16 protein-coding genes are annotated in these 19,636 nt (G+C 65.6%); 10 read left to right on the top strand and 6 right to left on the bottom strand.

Features of this window, described 5'->3' with window-relative positions; translation table 11 throughout:
• Positions 1 to 20: 20 nt before the first annotated feature.
• Positions 21 to 1,403 (bottom strand): hypothetical protein, encoded by a 1,383-nt coding sequence (locus ACIPUD_RS20350; RefSeq protein ID WP_446481428.1) that lies wholly within the window; start codon positions 1,401 to 1,403, stop codon positions 21 to 23.
• A 174-nt stretch (positions 1,404 to 1,577) separates the two neighbouring features.
• Here ACIPUD_RS20350 and glmU point away from each other — a divergent pair, with 174 nt between their 5' ends.
• Positions 1,578 to 2,933, top strand: coding sequence for a bifunctional UDP-N-acetylglucosamine diphosphorylase/glucosamine-1-phosphate N-acetyltransferase GlmU (gene glmU / locus ACIPUD_RS20345; RefSeq protein WP_204511261.1), 1,356 nt, complete (start codon positions 1,578 to 1,580; stop codon positions 2,931 to 2,933).
• Between the two features lie 6 nt (positions 2,934 to 2,939).
• On the opposite strand, the gene ACIPUD_RS20340 is transcribed toward glmU, so the two are convergent.
• A complete protein-coding gene (locus tag ACIPUD_RS20340) occupies positions 2,940 to 3,158 on the bottom strand; it encodes a hypothetical protein (RefSeq protein WP_018457943.1) in 219 nt (72 codons plus the stop codon).
• A gap of 220 nt (positions 3,159 to 3,378) precedes the next feature.
• Between ACIPUD_RS20340 and glmS the strand changes: the two genes are divergently transcribed.
• The 3 genes from glmS (at position 3,379) to ACIPUD_RS20325 (ending at position 7,030) form a co-directional block, all read left to right on the top strand.
• Positions 3,379 to 5,205 carry a glutamine--fructose-6-phosphate transaminase (isomerizing) gene (glmS, locus tag ACIPUD_RS20335; protein ID WP_204511260.1) on the top strand — a complete coding sequence of 609 codons (1,827 nt, stop codon included), beginning with the start codon at positions 3,379 to 3,381 and terminating at the stop codon, positions 5,203 to 5,205.
• 89 nt (positions 5,206 to 5,294) lie between these two features.
• Positions 5,295 to 6,068, top strand: a complete 774-nt coding sequence (locus ACIPUD_RS20330) for a DUF502 domain-containing protein (RefSeq protein ID WP_204511259.1) — start codon at positions 5,295 to 5,297, stop codon at positions 6,066 to 6,068.
• Positions 6,069 to 6,172: 104 nt separating this feature from the next.
• A complete protein-coding gene (locus ACIPUD_RS20325) occupies positions 6,173 to 7,030 on the top strand; it encodes an NAD(P)-dependent oxidoreductase (RefSeq protein ID WP_085353114.1) in 858 nt (285 codons plus the stop codon).
• Positions 7,031 to 7,058: 28 nt separating this feature from the next.
• On the opposite strand, the gene ACIPUD_RS20320 is transcribed toward ACIPUD_RS20325, so the two are convergent.
• Complete coding sequence (locus ACIPUD_RS20320) at positions 7,059 to 7,574, bottom strand: adenylate kinase (RefSeq protein WP_018457939.1); 516 nt, start codon at positions 7,572 to 7,574, stop codon at positions 7,059 to 7,061.
• Positions 7,575 to 7,752: 178 nt separating this feature from the next.
• On the opposite strand from ACIPUD_RS20320, the gene ACIPUD_RS20315 reads away from it, so the two are divergent.
• The 3 genes from ACIPUD_RS20315 to panE all read left to right on the top strand — a co-directional run bounded on the left by ACIPUD_RS20315 (position 7,753) and on the right by panE (position 10,075).
• Complete coding sequence (locus ACIPUD_RS20315; RefSeq protein WP_018457938.1) at positions 7,753 to 8,142, top strand: hypothetical protein; 390 nt, start codon at positions 7,753 to 7,755, stop codon at positions 8,140 to 8,142.
• Positions 8,143 to 8,248: 106 nt separating this feature from the next.
• Positions 8,249 to 9,079: a helix-turn-helix domain-containing protein gene (locus ACIPUD_RS20310; RefSeq protein ID WP_377790927.1), complete on the top strand. Its 831-nt coding sequence runs from the start codon at positions 8,249 to 8,251 to the stop codon at positions 9,077 to 9,079.
• Positions 9,080 to 9,145: 66 nt separating this feature from the next.
• Positions 9,146 to 10,075 (top strand): 2-dehydropantoate 2-reductase, encoded by a 930-nt coding sequence (gene panE / locus ACIPUD_RS20305; protein WP_018457936.1) that lies wholly within the window; start codon positions 9,146 to 9,148, stop codon positions 10,073 to 10,075.
• Here the strand turns inward: panE and recG are convergent.
• Positions 10,072 to 12,180 carry an ATP-dependent DNA helicase RecG gene (gene recG / locus ACIPUD_RS20300; RefSeq protein WP_446481427.1) on the bottom strand — a complete coding sequence of 703 codons (2,109 nt, stop codon included), beginning with the start codon at positions 12,178 to 12,180 and terminating at the stop codon, positions 10,072 to 10,074. The two genes, panE and recG, sit on opposite strands and share 4 nt — an antisense overlap.
• A gap of 184 nt (positions 12,181 to 12,364) precedes the next feature.
• Here recG and ACIPUD_RS20295 point away from each other — a divergent pair, with 184 nt between their 5' ends.
• From ACIPUD_RS20295 to ACIPUD_RS20285, 3 genes are all read left to right on the top strand, one after another.
• Positions 12,365 to 12,655 (top strand): FAD assembly factor SdhE, encoded by a 291-nt coding sequence (locus ACIPUD_RS20295; protein WP_018457934.1) that lies wholly within the window; start codon positions 12,365 to 12,367, stop codon positions 12,653 to 12,655.
• Positions 12,652 to 16,170 carry a transcription-repair coupling factor gene (gene mfd / locus ACIPUD_RS20290; RefSeq protein WP_446481426.1) on the top strand — a complete coding sequence of 1,173 codons (3,519 nt, stop codon included), beginning with the start codon at positions 12,652 to 12,654 and terminating at the stop codon, positions 16,168 to 16,170. The genes ACIPUD_RS20295 and mfd overlap by 4 nt, the downstream gene beginning before the upstream one ends.
• A gap of 237 nt (positions 16,171 to 16,407) precedes the next feature.
• Complete coding sequence (locus tag ACIPUD_RS20285) at positions 16,408 to 16,617, top strand: cold-shock protein (RefSeq protein ID WP_018457932.1); 210 nt, start codon at positions 16,408 to 16,410, stop codon at positions 16,615 to 16,617.
• 201 nt (positions 16,618 to 16,818) lie between these two features.
• On the opposite strand, the gene ACIPUD_RS20280 is transcribed toward ACIPUD_RS20285, so the two are convergent.
• Positions 16,819 to 18,045 carry a GGDEF domain-containing protein gene (locus ACIPUD_RS20280; protein ID WP_446481425.1) on the bottom strand — a complete coding sequence of 409 codons (1,227 nt, stop codon included), beginning with the start codon at positions 18,043 to 18,045 and terminating at the stop codon, positions 16,819 to 16,821.
• An 85-nt stretch (positions 18,046 to 18,130) separates the two neighbouring features.
• Positions 18,131 to 19,636 (bottom strand): AMP-binding protein, encoded by a 1,506-nt coding sequence (locus ACIPUD_RS20275; RefSeq protein WP_446481424.1) that lies wholly within the window; start codon positions 19,634 to 19,636, stop codon positions 18,131 to 18,133.

Here is a 19,636-nt window from a genome sequence, read left to right as displayed (position 1 = left end):
ATGAATTGCCGCGAGGTAAGCTACCTTCTGAAGAACGACGACAGCGTCGATCCCGCCGACGCTGTCTCGGGCTTCGGCTGTGCGGCCGGCTGCGCCGCAGGAGCAGGCGCGGGCTCCTCGCGCTTCGATGAGCGTTTTGAGGAATAGCTGCGGCGATGCTTGTCGGGCTTGGCGGCCGGAGCGGACGCTGGGGCGGTCTCGGCTTGCGGCACCGAGTCCTGGGTCTTGTCGGAGTTCTTCTCCTGAACCCTGTCTTGGGTCTTGTCTTGGGTCTTGTCTTGAGTCTTGTCTTGCCCCTTGTCCTGCTTCTTCTCTTGGCCGCCGCGCATTGACAGCCGCTGGCCGTCGAACACGGTGGTCTCGCAGTGGCGGTCGTTCTCGGCGAGGCCGGCGCAGAGTTTTGCTGCAGCCGCTGCATTGATCAGCGGACCGGCGCCGAGGCGGAGCTGCATGCCAAGGCCGGTGTTGCCTTCCTTGATCATGATGATCGGCCGCAGCGCTGCGATTTCGGGATTGGATTTGGTGACCCCGCGCCACAGCGCGCGCAGGCCATCGAGCGAGTTGGCGCCACCGAGATCAATCGCAAAGCGCGTCTGCTGGACCGCGATCGCGGGAGCCTCGCTTTCGGCGGCCTCCTTGGCAGGTGCCGCGGCGACTTCGATCGGAGCGGGCGCCGGTTCTGGCTTCGTCTCGGCAGCCTTCTCGGTCGCCTTCTCTGCGGTTTCGGGCTGAACCAGTTTCGGGGCGGCCGGATCGGGCGGCGCCATGATCGATTTGGATGGGACCAACGGAAGCATCGGCAGTGCCGAATTCGTCGCCGGCAACTGCGCGACCAGCGAGGCCGCGGCCGCGCTCTGCGGCGGCGGACTCCACGGCTCCTTTGCGGCCTCGGCGCGCGGCTTGTCGTTGGCCGGAGCCGGTGTCGAGGCGACCTGCGCGATGCCGGGCGCCGGCGGGCCGATCAAGGCCGGCGCGTCCTGCGGCTTCGCAACGGACGCCTGCGGCGGCGTTGTCGTCTGCTTGGCGATGGCGCCGGTGACGGAATCGAGCCCTTCCTCCAGCACGGTGACGCGCGAATAGAGCCGGTCGCGATCGGTGTTCAGCGTCTCGATGGCGGAGGCGAGCCGGCGGGCCTCGTTCTGGCTCTCCTTGGTCAGGATCTGGAGCCGGTCGGCCTGGCGCGCGAGATCGGCGGATGCGACCTGGTCGCGCCGCCAGCCGAGCTGGGCCTGGTTGGCGAACACGGCAAGCACCACGGCGCCGACGGCCGCCACGCCCCATGAGCCCAGCCGCCACATCATGCCGCGATCGAACGAACTCTCCTCGGCCACAAGTCCGGAGAACAGCCCGCCGGTCTCCTTGGCGCCGAAGGCATCCGCCAGTGGGTCGGAATCCTTTGCCATGAACGTTAAGTGCCCAACCCCTGTCCGGCTTCCCCGAATCAATCAGGGAACATTAACAGGAAAAGCGTGTCGCACTTGAACTCCGGGCGTTTGCGGGGGTAGCAAGGCGATAGCTGATGAGGGCGGCCCGTCGCCCGCTGGCGCCGATTGATTCGGCCGATTGACAGGATTGCGATGACCGCCCGTTCCAGCCTCACGATCGTGCTCGCCGCCGGCGAAGGCACGCGTATGCGCTCACACCTGCCGAAAGTGCTGCATCCTGTCGCGCACCAGAGCCTGCTCGCCCACGTGCTCGCCGCGGCGCCCAAGGGAACCGGCACCTCGCTCGCGGTCGTGATCGGACCCGATCATCAGGCGGTGGCGGACGAAGCAAGGCGCATCCGTCCCGACGCGCTCACCTTCGTGCAACAGGAACGGCTCGGCACCGCACATGCGGTGCTGGCGGCGTGTGATGTCATTGCGCGGGGCGTGGATGATCTGCTGATTGCGTTCGGCGACACGCCGCTGATCTCGGCCGAGACCTTTGCGCGGCTGCGCGCGCCGCTGGCCAAAGGCGCCGCAATTGCCGCACTCGGCTTCCGCGCCGCCGATCCCACCGGCTATGGCCGCTTCATCGTCGAGGGCGACCGCCTGGTCGCGATCCGCGAGCAGGCCGATGCCAGCGCCGAGGAGCGCAAGATCGACCTGTGCAATGCCGGGGTCATGGCGATCGACGGCCGCCGCGCGCTCGCGATCCTCGACAAGATCGGCAATGCGAATTCCAAGGGCGAATATTATCTGACCGACGCGGTCGGCATTATCAGCGAACAGGGATGGGATGCCGTGGTGATCGAAACCAGCGAGGACGAAGTGCGCGGCATCAACACCAAGGCGCAGCTCGCCGAGGCTGAAGGCGTGATGCAGGCGCGGTTGCGGAAAGTGGCGATGGAGTCCGGCGTCACGCTGATCGCGCCCGAAACCGTCTATCTCGCCGCGGATACCGTATTCGGCAACGACGTGACGATCGAGCCCTTCGTGGTGATCGGCCCCGGCGTTTCGATCGGCGACGGCACGGTGGTCCATTCCTTCTCGCATATCGTCGAGACCAAGCTCGGCAAGAAGGTCTCGATCGGCCCCTATGCGCGGCTGCGGCCCGGCACCTCGCTCGGCGACGGCGCGCGCATCGGCAATTTTGTGGAGACCAAGGCCGCGACGCTGGAGGCCGGCGTCAAGGTCAACCATCTCTCCTACATCGGCGACGCCACCATCGGCGCCAATTCCAACATCGGCGCCGGCACCATCACCTGCAACTACGATGGGTTCAAGAAGCACAAGACGATCATCGGGCAGGGCGCCTTCGTCGGCACCAACTCCTCGCTGGTTGCACCGGTGACAATCGGCAACGGCGCCTATATCGGCTCGGGCTCCGTGATCACGCGCGACGTGCCTGATGACGCCATGGCGCTGGAGCGTAGCCCGCAGACCATCCGCGAAGGTGGGGCGGTGCGCTATCGCGAGCTGAAGACGGGTGGCAAGAAGCCGGAGAAATGAACGCCGCTATTCGTCGTCGGCGAATTCGGAGAAGATCGCGCGCGTCAGGCGCCAGCCGCGCGGCTTGGCACGCTTCGCCGGCTCGCCCGCGACATGCTTGATGAAGACGGGCTTGCTTTCCTTGCCGCGCTGGGGCGGCGGCCAATGCGCGAGGTGCGTGCCGGTGGTCTCGCTGGCGCGCACCGCCATCGATGACAGGCCTTTGCGGTTGGATGAGCCTTTCATGGCCTCTCTCCTTGGTACGCAAGGGTTGGCCAAATTTGTTGACAACAAGTTAACGCGCGCGGTTTAAGGCCCAGCCAGTTCGACGCAGGCGAGGCTCGGTCGCCGTCGGTGCTGTCTCAATCAGCAATAATTATTGAGTATCTGGTTCCTTAGGAACTTCGCTAAAAACCGAGCGCGTCGTTTAGGCGATTTTTCGACGATTTGGGGGATATTGATCCGCATGTGCGGGATTGTCGGCATTCTCGGGCGCCAGCCGGTTGCAGAGCAATTGGTGGATTCGCTCAAACGTCTTGAATATCGCGGCTATGATTCCGCGGGCGTCGCCACGCTCGAGGGCAAGCATCTCGAGCGCCGCCGCGCCGAGGGCAAGCTGAAGAATCTGGAGAAGCGGCTGGAGGCCGAGCCGCTCAAGGGCACGACCGGAATCGGTCACACCCGCTGGGCCACCCACGGAAAGCCGACCGTGAACAATGCGCACCCGCACGCGACCGAGCGTGTCGCCGTCGTTCACAACGGCATCATCGAGAATTTCCGCGAGCTGCGCGAGGAGCTCGAAAAGAAAGGCACGGTGTTCCACACCCAGACCGACACCGAGATCGTGCTGCATCTCGTCGACGACCTGCTCACGCGCGGCAACAAGCCGGTGGAAGCGGTGAAATTGACGCTGGCGCGGCTGCGCGGCGCGTTCGCACTCGGCTTCATCTTCGCGGGCGAGGACGATTTGATGATCGGCGCGCGCAACGGTCCGCCGCTCGCGATCGGCTATGGTGACGGCGAGATGTATCTCGGCTCCGACGCCATCGCGCTCGGGCCGTTCACCGACACGATCAGCTATCTCGAGGACGGCGACTGGGTCGTGCTGACCCATACAAGCGCTTCGATCTTCGACAAGGACGGCCATGCCGTCCAGCGCGAGAAGACCAAGCACGCGGCCTCGACCTCGCTGGTCGACAAGGCCAATTACCGCCACTTCATGGCCAAGGAGATCCACGAGCAGCCGGAAGTGGTCGGCCACACGCTGGCACGCTATGTCGACATGGCGACCGAGCGGGTCTCGCTGCCGGTCAAGCTGCCGTTCGACTTCAAGAACATCCAGCGCATCAACATCACGGCTTGCGGCACTGCGAGCTACGCCGGCTTCGTCGCAAAATACTGGTTCGAGCGTTTCGCGCGCGTGCCGGTCGAGGTCGATGTCGCCTCCGAATTCCGCTACCGCGAGGCGCCCTTGCGCAAGGGTGATCTCGCCATCTTCATCTCGCAGTCGGGCGAGACCGCCGACACCTTGGCCGCGCTGCGCTACGCCAAGGCCCAAGGCGTGCACACGGTGGCCGTCGTCAACGTGCCGACCTCGACGATCGCGCGCGAAAGCGAGACCGTGCTACCAACGCTGGCCGGCCCAGAGATCGGCGTCGCCTCGACCAAGGCGTTCACTTGCCAGCTCATGGTGCTGGCAAATCTTGCGATCGCGGCCGGCAAGGCCCGCGGCGAACTGACCGACGAGGACGAGACCAAGCTCGTTCACGGGCTCGTCGAAATCCCGCGTTTGATGTCGGATGCGCTCACCACCGAGCTCCAGATCGAGAAGCTCGCGCGCGAGATCGCGAAATCTCGCGACGTGCTCTATCTCGGTCGCGGCACCAGCTTCCCGCTCGCCCTCGAAGGGGCGTTGAAGCTGAAGGAGATCTCCTACATCCACGCCGAGGGCTATGCCGCCGGCGAGCTCAAGCACGGCCCGATCGCGCTGATCGACGAGACCATGCCTGTCGTCGTCATCGCGCCCTACGACCGGGTGTTCGAAAAGACCGTCTCCAACATGCAGGAGGTCGCCGCTCGCGGCGGCAAGATCATCCTGATGACCGACGCCAAAGGCGCGCAGGAGGCAACCGTCGAGTCCCTCGTCACCATCGTCATGCCCGATATGGCGGCGGCGTTCACGCCGATGGTCTATGCGGTCCCGGTTCAGCTGCTCGCCTATCATACGGCGGTCATCATGGGGACCGATGTCGACCAGCCGCGCAATCTCGCGAAATCCGTGACGGTGGAATAGGCAGAAGGGTCGAGTGCGGGACGCTTCGTGGTCTTCCAAAACCTGCTAGAAGACCCTAGCTTGGACGAAGCGACTGACTTGGAACCCGAATGAACCCCCGTGACGACGCGCCTGCGCCTCTTGATGCCGTGCTCGAGCCGCATACCGGCCTGATCGGCCGCTTCCGTAACTATTTCCTCACCGGCCTCATCGTGACGGGGCCGATTGCGATCACGCTGTATCTGGTCTGGTGGTTCGTCACCTGGGTCGATGGCGTGGTGCGGCCGTTCGTGCCGCTGGCCTATCGGCCCGAGACTTATCTGCCCTATGTCATTCCCGGCTGGGGGCTGATCGTCGCATTCTTCACGTTGACGCTGGTCGGCTTCCTCGCGGCCAATTTGATCGGCCGGACACTGGTCGATGTCGGCGAGACCTTCCTCGGCCGCATCCCGGCGGTACGCGCCATCTACCGCGGCCTGAAGCAGGTGTTCGAGACGCTGTTCTCGGGCAAGGGCTCGAGCTTCCGCAAAGTCGGCCTGGTTGAGTTTCCCTCGCCGGGCATGTGGTCGATCGTGCTGATCTCGCAAGCGCCGAACGAGGACGTCTCCCGCAGCCTGCCGGGTCAGGAGGAGCACGTCTCGGTGTTCCTGCCGTGCTCGCCGAACCCGACGACCGGCTTCTTCTTCTATGTGCCCAAGAGCAAGATCGTCGAGGTCGACATGAGCACCGAGGATGCCGCGACGCTGATCATGTCGGCCGGCGTCGTGCAGCCGGGCTCAGCGCCCGATTCGAAGAAGGCAGCGGCGCTGGCGGGCATGGCGAATGCCGCGCGTATTGCCAACGCCTCGGCGGCGGTGCAGCCCCAGCCTGCGAAGGTGGAGTAGGGCCATTCCCCTGCGGGATGGCCGCCGTTCACGCGGGCGTCTCGTCCTCTGCTAGTCTCCGATTGAACTGAGCGCGTTGCTCGGGCTTCGATCTGGAGTGCACGATGTCCAAAACTATTGCGATCCTCGCGCCCGGTGCCATGGGCAGTGCCGTGGCCCGCCGTCTCGGCGAGCACGGTGCGCGTGTGCTGACGTCGTTGAGAGGGCGGAGCGAAGCGACGCGCAAACGCGCCACGGATGCCGGCATGATCGGCGCCGAGGACGACGCGATCGCGGACGCCGACATCATCCTGTCGATCGTGCCGCCGGGCGAAGCCGTGGCGCTCGCCGAGCGGCTGGCCGGGCTGATCGTCCGGCGCGAGAAGAAGCCGGTCGTGGTCGATTGCAATGCCGTCAACGTCGATACCGTGATGAGGATCGAGGAGATCATCGGCTCGGCACAGGCGCCGTTCGTCGATGCCGGCATCATCGGGTTCCCGCCCCAGCCCGGTGGCAAGAGCCCGGCCTTCTACATGTCGGGCGAGCACGCCAAGGATGTCGCCGTGCTGAAGGATTTCGGGCTCGACGTGCGGATCGTCGAAGGGCCGGTCGGTGCCGCGTCCGCGCTGAAAATGTCCTATGCCGGGATCGTCAAGGGCCTCGCCGGGATCGGCGCGGCGATGGTGGTCGCGGCAACGAAAGCGGGGGCTGCGGATGCGCTGCGCGACGAACTCGCACTCAGCCAGCCCGCGGTTCTGGCCCGGCTCGAAGTCGCGCTGCCGGACATGATTCCGAAAGCCTATCGCTGGGTCGCGGAGATGCGGGAGATTTCCGGCTTCCTCGGCCCCGATCATCCGGCGAGCCAGGTTTACGAAGGCTTTGCGCGCTGGTTCGACCACCTCGCCGAGGATGCGAAAGGCGAGGCGGCGGATACCGACCTGATGAAGGCATTCGCCGCGCGCATCGCGCAGAAGAAATCCTGATCGTCCGGTCTCACGTCACCGCCATCCATCATGTGCCGTGCAGCGAATCCAGAAACCCCTGGATGTCTCGATCGCGTCTCAATCGCACGACCGGAACGTCAGCGCCATACTGCATACGCTCGGCCTCGATGACAGGCGCGCGCTCGGTGTCGTAGCGCCACGCCTCGCGCATCAATTTCCAGTCGAACTGCTCGGGGCACCCCTCCGGGAGATCAGGCCGGGCCTTGTCGCGATCGAAGGCGGATCGCAGGAGAATGCGCCACTGGCAGAGCCAGCGCGGGCGGTCGATGACGACCAGCGTATCGGCGCGCGCGAGCGTGAGATCGAAGGCAAGTCCCGAGAAGCTGCCGTCGACAACCCATGCGTCGCCCGCGATCGCCTCAGTAACCCGTGCTCGGAAGTTCGGTTTGTCGGATGGCTTCCATCCCGGCCGCCAGTAGAGCACGTCGAGATGCACCACCGGCAGCGCGAGCTTTTGCCCGAGATTTCGGGAGAGGCTCGTCTTTCCGCTACCCTGACAGCCTACAACGATGATCCGGCGCATCGTCGTAGGGTTCCATAAAGTCGGGCGAAGGGAAAGAGGAGGCCTCCGAACGCGCCTTATTACCTGGCATGTAATTGAGCCCATCTGCAGCCTGGCTACTGTCCCGGTTCATTCACCCGACAGGAAGCATTCCATCAAGCCTCCTGTCGCGTGTGTGTCGGTGCATGAGGAGAGAGCTATGCAAGTCGTGTTTACGAAGAAGGAGCCGCCGCAATGGCTGCTCGACATGTGGCGGGAGATCGACAACAAGACCTTCGGACCAGGCTTCGACTGTTTTACGGAAGATGCCGTTTGCAACCTCGGCGTCGCCGATTGGAAGGGGCGCGAGGCGATCCGCGGCAATCTGAAGGCCTTCATCGACACCGGATTCACCGCGCTCCATCACATCACCGAATATTGGGACGCGGGGTCGCTGAAGGTGTTTCGGGGTGTCGTGGACATGACACCCGATGATCCCTCAATGAAGACGGTTCATCCCACGATGACGCACTTCTTCTACATGGACGAGAGGAACGACACCAAGGTACGGCACTGGGTCGGTGCCGTGGGGCCGGTCGCCTTCGGTTGATCGCCACGAACCTGCTACCATCGGCGGTGGTGCCTCGGACAAGCCGACTTACCGCCGCCGATGCGCGTTGACGATGCCGCACATCGACAGGAAGGATCAGTCGGCCATGAAAGCGACGGCCAGTGCCCTCAAGACGCGCGCCAGTTCCGCGGGCGCGCTGCTGCGTCAATGGCGGGACATTCGCGGCAAGACGCAGCTCGACCTGTCCTTCGACGCCGGCGTCTCGCAGAAGCACATCAGCTTCGTCGAGAGCGGCCGCAGCGTTCCGAGCCGCCAGATGCTGCTTGACCTTGCGCAAGCCCTCGACGTGCCCTTGCGCGAACGCAACGAGCTGCTGCTGGCCGCCGGCTATGCGCCGTCCTATTCCGAGCCCGCGCTCGAGGCGCCCGCCATGACGAGCATCAACCGTGCCCTGCAACGCATGCTGCGTCAGCACGAGCCGTTTCCCGCCATCGTCATGGACCGGTACTGGAACGTGCTGATGACCAATGAGGCCGCGCCGCTTCTGTTCAATTGCTTCATCGACATGTCCGCACGGCCGGCGCCACGAAACCTGCTGCATCTTATGTTCGATCCGGAGGGCATGCGCCCTTTTATCGCGAACTGGCCGCAGACCGCACGCGGGCTGCTGGCGCGGGTGTATCGCGAGGCAGTCGGACACGTGGTTGACATCAGGACGAAGGCGTTGCTGGAGGAGCTGTCGCAATACCCCGGGGTGAAGCCGGAATGGCGTGCGCCGTCGGCATCCGATGCGATGCCGATGATCCCGTTGTCCTTCGTCAAGGACGGTGTGACGCTGGACTACTTCTCCCTGATCACGACGGTTGGAACGCCGCAGACGGTGACGGCGGAGGAGCTGCGGCTCGAGTGCATGTTCCCCGCCAACGAGGGGACCGAAGCCGAGCACGGCAGGTTCTTGCGCGCGCACGCCGGTTGAGGAGACGTCGCGAGGCTCATCTGTTATTGTTTCTGCGAAAGCGGTCACTCCGCAATGGGAGTTCGAATGAGAGTGCTTGTGATCGGCGCGGGAGCGCTCGGAGGCTACTACGGAGCGCGCCTGGTCCGAGCCGGCGGCGACGTGAACTTTCTGGTGCGGGCCGGGCGTGCGGAGCAATTGCGGCGGAATGGATTGCAGGTCGTGAGCCCGCAGGGCGATTTCGCCGTGCAGCCGAAGATCATCCTGGCCAACGACCTCAAGGAAACGTTCGACGTCGTGCTCGTCGGGGTGAAATCCTACTCGCTCGACGATGCGATGGCCCAGTTTGCCCCGGCCGTTGGCGCCCACACGATGATTTTGCCGATCCTCAACGGGCTGAAACATGTCGACGCCCTGACGGCGCGGTTCGGCGCCGCTCAGGTTCTCGGCGGGCTCGCGAACGTCAGTGCCGGGCTCGATGCGGATGGCCGCGTCGTTCAGTTCATGGCCAATCAGACCATCGTCTTCGGCGAAATCGGGGGGTCGTTGAGCGAGCGTGTGCTCGCCCTGGAGACGCTGCTGCACGTGCCCGGTATCGACGTGCGCGCCAGCGAAGCGATCATGCAGGACATGTGGGAGAAATTCGTCCAGCTCTCGACGCTCGCCGGCATCACCTGCCTGATGCGTGCAAGCATCGGAGACATTCTGGCCGTTCCGAACGGCGAGCAATCCATCTTCCGCCTGTTTGCCGAATGCTGCGCCGTCGCCACGGCCTCGGGTTTTGAGCCGCGAGCGCCTTTCATCGAGTTTGACCGGAAGCTGTTCACGACCCCGGATTCCCCGCTCAAGGCCTCGATGCTGCGTGATATCGAGCGCGGCTCGGTCACCGAGGCGGAGCATATCCTCGGCGATATGGCCAACCGGGCTCGTGCACTCGGCATCGACACGCCCCTGCTGGATCTCGCCCGGGCGCATGTGGCGGCTTATGAGATTGGGCGGCAACGAGCGGCCAGCTAACCCGCTCCGATCAGCGGGATCGCTTCATCCCGCTCATACAGATACAGCAGGCAGCGCAGTGCCTCGCCGCGCTCGCCCTTGAGTTTTGGATCGTCCTTCAGGATGCGCAGCGCCTCGTCGCGGGCCTGCGTGATGAGCTGGCCGTGCACCTCCGAGCGGGCGATGCGGTAGCCGGGCAGGCCGCTCTGGCGCACGCCGAGCACATCGCCTTCGCCGCGCAGCTTCAGATCTTCCTCGGCGATCCGAAAGCCGTCGGTGGTCTCGCGGATCACCTTCAGCCGTGCTTTCGACATCTCGCCGAGCGGCTCGGAGTAGAGCAGCAGACAGGTCGAGGCCTCCGAGCCGCGCCCGATGCGGCCGCGCAATTGATGAAGCTGGGCGAGGCCAAAGCGTTCGGCGTTCTCGATCACCATGATGGTCGCCGCCGGCACGTCGACACCGACCTCGACCACGGTGGTCGCGACCAGCAGACCGATCTCGTGGGCGGCGAACTGGCCCATGACGCGGTCCTTCTCGGTGCCCTTCATCTGGCCGTGGACGAGGCCGACACGGTCGCCGAAACGCTTTTGCAGGGTTTCGAAGCGCTTGGTCGCATTGGTCAGGTGCTCGGTACCCTCGGCCTCGGATTCCTCGACCAGCGGGCAGATCCAGTAGACCAGCTTGCCGGATTCGAGCGCGCGGCCGATGCTGTCGGTGACCTCGCCGAGGCGGCTCATCGATATGGTGCGAGTTTCGATCGGCTGGCGGCCGGCCGGCTTCTCCCTGAGCTCGCTGATGTCCATGTCGCCGAAATAGGTCAGCACCAGCGTGCGCGGAATCGGCGTGGCGCTCAGCACCAGCACGTCGACGGCCTCGCCCTTTGCCGTCAGCGCCAGCCGCTCGCGCACGCCAAAACGATGCTGCTCGTCGACGACGGCGAGGGCGAGATCGCTAAAGATCACGTCGTCCTGGATCAGCGCATGGGTGCCGACGAGCAGGTCGATCTCGCCGGCTTCGAGTTGTGCCAGCAGGTCACGCCGCTCCTTGCCCTTTTCGCGGCCGGTGAGGATCGCGACCCGCATGCCCGCGCGCTCGGCGAGCGGCGCGATGGTCTTGATATGCTGACGAGCCAGAATTTCGGTCGGCGCCATCAAGGCGGCCTGCTTGCCGACCTCAGTGACGGCAGCGGCGGTCAGCAGCGCGACCACGGTCTTGCCGGAGCCGACGTCGCCCTGGAGCAGGCGCAACATGCGCACCGGCTGTTGTAGATCATTGGCGATGGCGGCTACTGCGTCGCGCTGGGAGGTTGTCAGCGCATAGGGCAGGGCATCGATGATTTTGTTGCGGAGGTGCCCGTCGCCGGCGTTGCGCACACCGGCCGGGCGTCGCAATTGGGCGCGGATCAGGGCAAGCGCAAGTTGCCCGGCCAGGAGTTCGTCGAAGGCGAGGCGCGACCAGAACGGCTGGTCGGGCAGAATGTCGGTGAGCTCGACCGGCTGGTGCACGCGGGTGAGCGCCTCGGCGATCGGCGGGAAGCCGCAGCGGCGCAGCACCTCCGGGCTGATCCATTCCGGCAGTGCCGGGAGCTTCTGCAGCGCCTGCGCGACCGCACGGCGCAGCGAGCCGAGTGCAAGGCCCTCGGTCAAGGGATAGACGGGATCGATGCCGGAGAGTTTGGAAATCGCCTCCTCGTCCAGCACCCGGTCGGGATGCACGATCTGCGGGATGGCGTCGTACATCTGGAGCGTGCCGGAGACGAAGCGCTTCTCGCCGATCGGCAGCAGCTTCTCGACATAGCCGGGCTTTGCGCGGAAGAACGTCAGCACGACGTCGCCGGTGTCGTCGCTGGCGTAAACGAGGTAGGGCGCGCGCGCATTGCGCGGCGGGGGCGGGCGGTGGCGGTCGACCGTGACCTCCAGCGTCACCATGGTTCCCTGCACGGCGTCGCGGATCTTCGGCCGGGCGCGACGGTCGATCACCTGGCTCGGCAAATGCAGCAACAGATCGACCAGCCGCGGCGTCTCATTGCGGCTGAGCAGATATTGCAGCAGCTTGTCCTGCTTCGGACCGACGCCGGGCAGGCTGGTCACGGGGGCAAACAGCGGGTTGAGCAGGCTGGGGCGCATCAGGCGAATCTAGGACCGTTTTCGCTCGTCATGCCCGGCTTTATGCTTGGCATCCACGTGTTTTTTCGTGCCCCTGCGGCGGCAGCGGGCCATGACAAATCGAGGGCTGACAGGGCCCGCCCGAGTGGCTATATCACCCCGGCCCGGCACGTCCGGGCTTTTGGCGTTTGACTGGAATTGAGACATGACGGGAACGACACGATCGAGCAACGGGCTGGACGACCGCCGCAAGCGGCTTCTGTTCCGCTGCTGGCACCGCGGCACGCGCGAGATGGACCTGATCCTCGGCCGGTTCGCGGATGCCGAGATTGGCAATCTGTCCGATGACGAGCTGACGCAGCTCGAGACCCTGCTCGAAGAGGCCGATCCCGACCTCTATGCCGCCATCACCGGCGACAAGGTGCTTGCCGCCGACGTCATTGGCCCGCTGTTTGCGCGCATCAAGGGGTTTCCGATCGCGGACCGCGACGTATGAAGCAGGGGATGAAATCGCCGGCCGAGCTGCTCACGCCCGGCCGCGCGCTCACGCTTGCCAATGTTGCCGAGGGTGCCGAGGGCCTCGTCATCTCTGATCTCGCGCGCGCCATCGCGGCGCGGCCGAAGAAGCCGGCTGTCAGCCTCACGGTGATCTGTCGCGACGGGCCGCGGATGCAGCAGCTCGAACGTGCTCTGCAATTCTTCGCGCCCGATTTGCCCGTGCTGACCTTCCCGGCCTGGGACTGCCAGCCCTATGACCGCGTCTCGCCGCATGGTGGCGTCCTCGCCCAGCGCCTGACGACGCTGGCGCGGCTGGCGTCACTGACCGGTAGCGACAAGCCGCTGATCGTGCTGACCACGGTGAACGCCGTGGTACAGCGCGTGCCGGCGCGCGAGCTCGTCGCGGCGCAGGCGCTGTCGGTCGCGCCCGGCAACGTCGTGCCGATGGATACCATCATCGCCTGGCTCGAGCACAACGGCTACAACCGCTCCTCGACCGTGCGCGAGCCCGGCGAATACGCGGTGCGCGGCGGCATTCTGGACCTGTTTCCGGCCGGCCTGGACCAGCCCGTCCGTTTCGATTTCTTCGGCGACAGCCTGGAATCGATCCGCACCTTCGATGCCGAGACCCAGCGCACGCTGCTCGACATGCGCGCGCTCGATCTCGTGCCGATCTCCGAATTCCAGCTCGTCACCGAGACCATCCGCCGCTTTCGCATGGGCTACGTCGCTGAGTTCGGCGCGCCCGAGCGCGACGATGCGCTCTACGAGGCCGTCAGCGAGGGCCGCCGCCATCCCGGCATGGAGCATTGGCTGCCGCTGTTCCAGGACCGGATGGACACGCTGTTCGACTATCTGCAAGGAGCTTGCGTCGCGATCGAGCCGCAGGCCGAGGACGCCATCCGCGAGCGTTTCAAGCAGATCCTCGATTATTACCAGGCCCGCCACGACGCCATGGAGCATCCGGGCGGCGGTGCCATCTACAAGCCGCTGCCGCCTGACAGGCTCTACCTGACCGAGGAGGAGTGGGGCAAGCGTGAGAGCGGGATGCCGTTGGTGCGGCTGACCCAGTTTTCGGTGCCTGCCGATGGTACCAGCGTGGTCGATGCCGGCGCGCGCAAGGGACGAGACTTCGCCCCGGAGCGCAACGATAACAAGATCAATGTCTTCGAAGCCGTCGTCGCACATGTGCATGGGCTGCTGACAAACCGCAAGAAGGTGGTCATCGCGCTCTGGACGGAGGGCTCGAGGGACCGCATGACCTCGATGCTGCGCGATCACAAGCTCACCCCCGTGACCAGCGTCAATAGCTGGCGCACGGTGCAGGCGACCCCGCGCAACGAGACCATGCTGGCCGTGCTCGGCCTCGAAAGCGGATTCGAGACCGACGAGATCGCTGTCATCAGCGAGCAGGATATCCTTGGCGATCGCCTGGTCCGACCGCGCAAGGCGAGCCGCAAGCTCGACAATTTCATCTCGGAGGTGACGAGCCTCGCCGCCGGCGATATCGTGGTCCATGTCGATCACGGCATCGGCCGCTTCATCGGCCTGCAGACGCTGGACGTCGCCGGCGCGCCCCATGACTGCCTCGAGCTGCATTATGCCGCCGAGACCAAGCTGTTCCTGCCGGTCGAGAACATCGAGCTGCTGTCGCGCTATGGCTCCGACCAGACCACGGTCGAACTTGATCGTCTCGGCGGTTCGGGCTGGCAGACGCGCAAGGCCAAACTCAAGAACCGCATCCGTGAGATCGCGGGCGAGCTGATCAAGATCGCCGCCGAGCGCCACCTCCATGAGGCGCCGAAGCTGCCGGTGCAGCCGGGCCTCTACGACGAGTTCTGCGCGCGCTTCCCCTATGACGAGACCGAGGATCAGCTTGGTGCGATCGAGTCCACGCTGAAGGACCTCGAGCTCGGCCGTCCCATGGACCGGCTGATCTGCGGCGACGTCGGCTTCGGCAAGACCGAGGTGGCGCTGCGCGCCGCCTTCGCGGTGGCGCTCGAAGGCAAGCAGGTCGCGGTCGTGGTGCCGACCACGCTGCTCGCCCGTCAGCATCACAAGACGTTCACCGACCGTTTCAAGGGTTTCCCGGTCCAGGTCGCCCAGGCCTCCCGGCTGGTGCCCGCCAAGCAGCTCAATCTGGTCAAGAAGGGCCTCGCCGACGGCTCGGTCGACATCGTCGTCGGCACCCATGCGCTGCTCAGCAAGTCGATCAAGTTCCGGGATCTCGGCCTGCTGATCGTCGACGAGGAGCAGCATTTTGGCGTGACCCACAAGGAGCGGCTGAAGCAGCTCCGCGCCGAGGTGCACGTGCTGACGCTGTCGGCCACGCCGATTCCACGCACACTTCAATTGGCGCTCACCGGCGTGCGCGAGCTCTCGATCATTGCCTCGCCCCCGGTCGACCGCCTCGCGGTCCGCACCTTCGTCGCCCCGCACGACCCCTTGATGATCCGCGAGGCGCTGCTGCGCGAGCGCTATCGCGGCGGCCAGGCGTTCTACGTGGTGCCGCGCATCGACGACCTCGCCGAGGTCAGGGATTTCCTCGACAAGAACGTGCCGGAGATGAAGGTTGCGGTTGCGCACGGGCAGATGCCGCCCGCCGTGATCGAGGATATCATGACGGCGTTCTACGACGGCAAGTTCGATATCCTGCTGTCGACCACGATCGTGGAATCCGGCCTCGACATCCCCAACGCCAACACGCTGATCGTGCATCGCGCCGACATGTTCGGCCTTGCCCAACTGTATCAGCTCCGCGGCCGCGTCGGCCGGTCCAAGCTGCGGGCCTATGCGCTGTTCACGCTGCCGGCGCAGCAGAAGATCACGGCGCAGGCCGAGCGCCGGCTCACCGTGCTGCAATCGCTGGAGACGCTGGGCGCGGGCTTCCAGCTCGCCTCGCACGATCTCGACATCCGCGGCGCGGGCAATATCCTGGGCGAGCAGCAGTCCGGCCATATCAAGGAGGTCGGCTTCGAGCTCTATCAATCGATGCTGGAGGAGGCGATCGTCAACCTCAAGGCTGGTGTGTCCGAGCCCGCGGCCGACCGCTGGTCGCCGACGATCACCATCGGCATGCCCGTGCTGATTCCGGAGGATTATGTCGGCGATCTCTCGGTGCGGCTGTCACTCTACCGCCGGCTCGCCGACCTCGACAGCGAGGAGGAGATCGAGAACTTCGGCGCCGAGATGCGCGACCGGTTCGGCGTGTTGCCGGACGAGGTCCGCTATTTGTTCAAGGTCGCCGCGATCAAGGCGTTCTGCCGCCAAGCCAATGTCGGCAAGATCGATGCCGGTCCGAAGGGCGCCGTCATCGCCTTCCGCGACAATTCCTTCGCCCATCCCGACCGGCTGGTGAGCTTCATCCGCAGCCACGGCCAGGCCGCGAAGGTGCGGCCCGACATGAAGGTGGTGTTCCTGCAGGACTGGGAGACGCCGGAAGAGCGTCTGGCCGGCACCACCGAGATCATGCGCCAGCTGGCGCAGCTCGCGCAGAGCAAGAAGGCGGCGTAGAGGTTTCTGGAGGCGGCGCGAAACGACGCGCCGCACTCGGATCTCGGAACAGCGACATATGATCACTTGCGCAATGATCGAACAGTTGCTAGGTTCGGTCTATCGAGTTTCGGCCGAACGACTTGGCCTCGCCGCTGAAAAGCGCGCCTGACTGACGACCCTCCCTCCAGATCTCGACGACACCCACCGCGCTTCTGAGCGCGGCTAAACGTTTATCTATCTTAAAGGACGATCCCCATGACGACGGGAACTGTGAAGTGGTTTAACAGCCAAAAGGGCTTCGGATTCATTCAGCCGGACGAGGGCAGCCAGGATGTCTTCGTTCACATCAGCGCCGTTGAACGCGCCGGCATGAATACCCTCAACGAAGGGCAGAAGGTTTCTTTTGAAATCGTTGCAGATCGCAAGACCGGCAAGTCTGCTGCTGAAGATCTGCGCGCCGCATAGGCTGTCGCAATCCCAATGACGTTGCTTTGACCACGGATGTACTGGCAGAGCTTCTGATTTTTTGACCCGCGACCGTTTACCGGCCGCGGGTTTTTTGCGCCAGCGGCCGGCCCTCGCGAATGAGAATGCGAACGGTGCGTTTCGCGTAAAGCTTCCACAATGAGCAGTCGAGCTCCGACGGCAGCGAGCGCTCGCGGATGATTACGACGCCGCCCGCGATGCCTCGGCCGACAGCCGCCCAAGCAGCGACCTTGCCGTATCCGAGGGCGACAGCGAATCCACCGAAACGACGGGATCGCTGCGCATCTCGTGCTTGCCGTTCGACGTGTGCCGCATCACCGCGGAGAGGCGGCGGGCGATCATGTGCGCAGTGCGGAAGTCGGTCTCCGCGAACACGACGACGACCGAGCCGTCCTTCTGCGCCACGCCAAAATCCATCTGCCGCATCAGCCGGCTGAGAATGCGCGCGGCATCGAGCTGGGCTCGGGAATTGCCGGGATCGAAGGCGAAGCGTGCGACCGAGAGGCCGCCGCCGCGGGCCAGCGTCTGCTCGACCGCCTTGGCAAAATCGCGCGCAAAAGCTTCCGCCGTGAGCAGGCCGCTGCGCGGGTCGAGCCAGCCGCCGGCATCGATCGAGCGCAGCGTACGGCTCAGCTGGGCTTCCATGGCGTGCTGGCGGATCAGGGGCAGCGCGTTGGCGGCGACCTTCGCCGGCTCGCCCGGGATCAGCTCGAGATTGGGCAGGTCGTAAGTCTGCGTCAACTGATGCGCAGTGACGACCACGGGCAGGCTGCGGAAGCGGGTGTCCTCGGCGAGCACCGTGAGAAAGGCATCGGTCACGCGGGGGGTAAAACCTTCGGCGAGCACGACGCCATCGAGGTCGCGGGTGTTGAGATGCTTGGCCGCTGCCTCGATCGAGAGCGCCCCGATGACGCCGACGCGCTCGCCGAGCGCGACGGAAAGCGCGGGGTAAGCCGCGCCGCGGCCGATCAGAAGCACCGTGGCATCGCGAACGGGATCAGCCTCCGGCAGCGCGACTTTGACCTCGGGCAGCCGGCGCAGCACCGTGGCGTGAAGGGTACGAATCCGTAGAGCGGCGCGAAGCCGCGCGATCAGGCGTTCGGAATGGCCGGCGCGCGAGGAAGAGAAGGGCAGGACGTTGTGCGGGAGCGCGCCCGCCGCATCCAATGCCACGAAGGGAAGGTAAGGGGATTGCTCCGCAATCTTGCTGGCGAGCGGCGCCAGATGCGGCTCGTGCCCGGCATGCATCGCGGCGAGAACCACGGCCGGCTGCACCTCTTCGACCGCGCGCACCGCGCCGGCCCAGCCGGTGTCGATCACGGGAAAGAAGCGCGCCTCGTCCAGCGCCGCAATGAAGGCCGGCCGCTCGCCATTGGACACAAACAGGATCGGGCCGGCCTGGGACATCGAGAGACTCTGATCACGCGACAGGTGCCGCGCAATCTAGTCCGGCCGCCTTAATGCAGCGTCAATGGAACGGTCGAAACTACGCTTAGACCGGCCCGGAGCGGTCGCGAAAAGCTTCGACCATCAGGGGGTTAAGCCCGAGTTCGCTGAGCGCCTCGCGGGCGCGGGCATTGTCCTGGGCGCGGCCCGCGAGCCGGTGACCGGAGAGCCGGTCAGGCAGCGCGGTCAGCAGGGCGCCCTGGCCGAGCCGGCGCGCCCATTCCTGCAGGTCGTTGGAGAGGAAGCGGTAGCCGCCGACGGCCATGATCCCGGAGGGCGGCGCGGTGATGCAGATCGCGCCGCTCGGACGATCGAGCCGCGCGGCATAGCCGGTATCGACATAGTCGCGTGGCGGTTGCGCGATCAGGGTGTCGCCGACCGGCGGCGGCGGCGGGGCGTAGGCCGCGATCGGCACCATAGGGCCGCGCAGCCCGAGCGTGCCCTTCGGCGTCAGCAGAATCTCGCCGGCGATCGACGAACCCGACTGCTCGCGCGGCGCGCCGTGCGGTCCCGGCATCACCGGCACCGGCATGCCGTCCTCGCCACGCCGGGCGCCGAACAATCCGGCCTCGCCGAACAGATAGACGTCCGTGAAAGGCGCATGCGGCGCAATCCATGCCTCGCTCGCCGACACCTGCTCGGGGGCGCGCCACAGGCCGATGACGTTGCGCAAGCTCGGCATCCGCGCCGCCAGCTCGGAATCGCCGAGCCGCTGGGCGAACTGTGCCGGTGCGATCAGCACGTCGCATTCGTGCGCATTGATCTGCTGCTCCAGCACGTCGTTCTCGAAGGGGTGATGCAGCGCCAGCGTGCCGCCGCACAGCAGCCACACCGCGAGCGAGGAGGCGAGCCCTGCGAACGACATCGGCGTGAACGCCGCCATCACGGTTGCGCCTTGCCTGATGTCGGCTTCCAGCGACATCGCGAGCCCCCCGGCGATCAGGCTGAAATGCGGCCGCGGCACGGGACGAAAGCCTTCCGCGGTGACGTCGAAGGAGATCATCGCCGCCTTGCGGCCATCCTGAATCACGGCGCGCGCTGTGCCGGGCGGACGGGCCTGCACGTCGTCGAGCGAGGCCATGCCTTCGGGCAGGTTGGTGCCGAAGCCGCAGACATGGCGAATCGAGAAGGCTTCCGCGGCCGCGTGCATGGCGAGATCGGCATAGCTGACGCCGTCGACCGTGCTCATGGTGACGATGGCGCGCGCCGCGGTACGATTGAGAGCGGCGGTCAGTTCGGCATGGCGCCAGAGCAGCGGCAGCACGGCGACGACAAGACCGGCGCGATGGGCGGCGAGAACGGTGAGCACGAACTCGACCGTATTCGGCAGTTGGATGGCGATGACGGAATTGGCCGGCAGGCCTGATTCGACGAAATAGGCGGACAGCGCCTCGATGGCGGTGTCAGCCTCGGCATAGCTCATCCGCCGCGGCTCGTGCCCGGTCACGCGGAACTTGTTCAGGGGGTCGAGCAGAGCGGTCGCGTGCGGCTGCCGCATCAGCGTGCGCTGAAACAGTGTGTCGAGCGTCGGCGATACGGCTGGCTGGTTCAC

This window comes from Bradyrhizobium sp. CAR08 (assembly GCF_052871955.1).
Note: the sequence above shows the minus strand (reverse complement) of the source record. Positions and strands in the feature narration are given on the sequence as shown.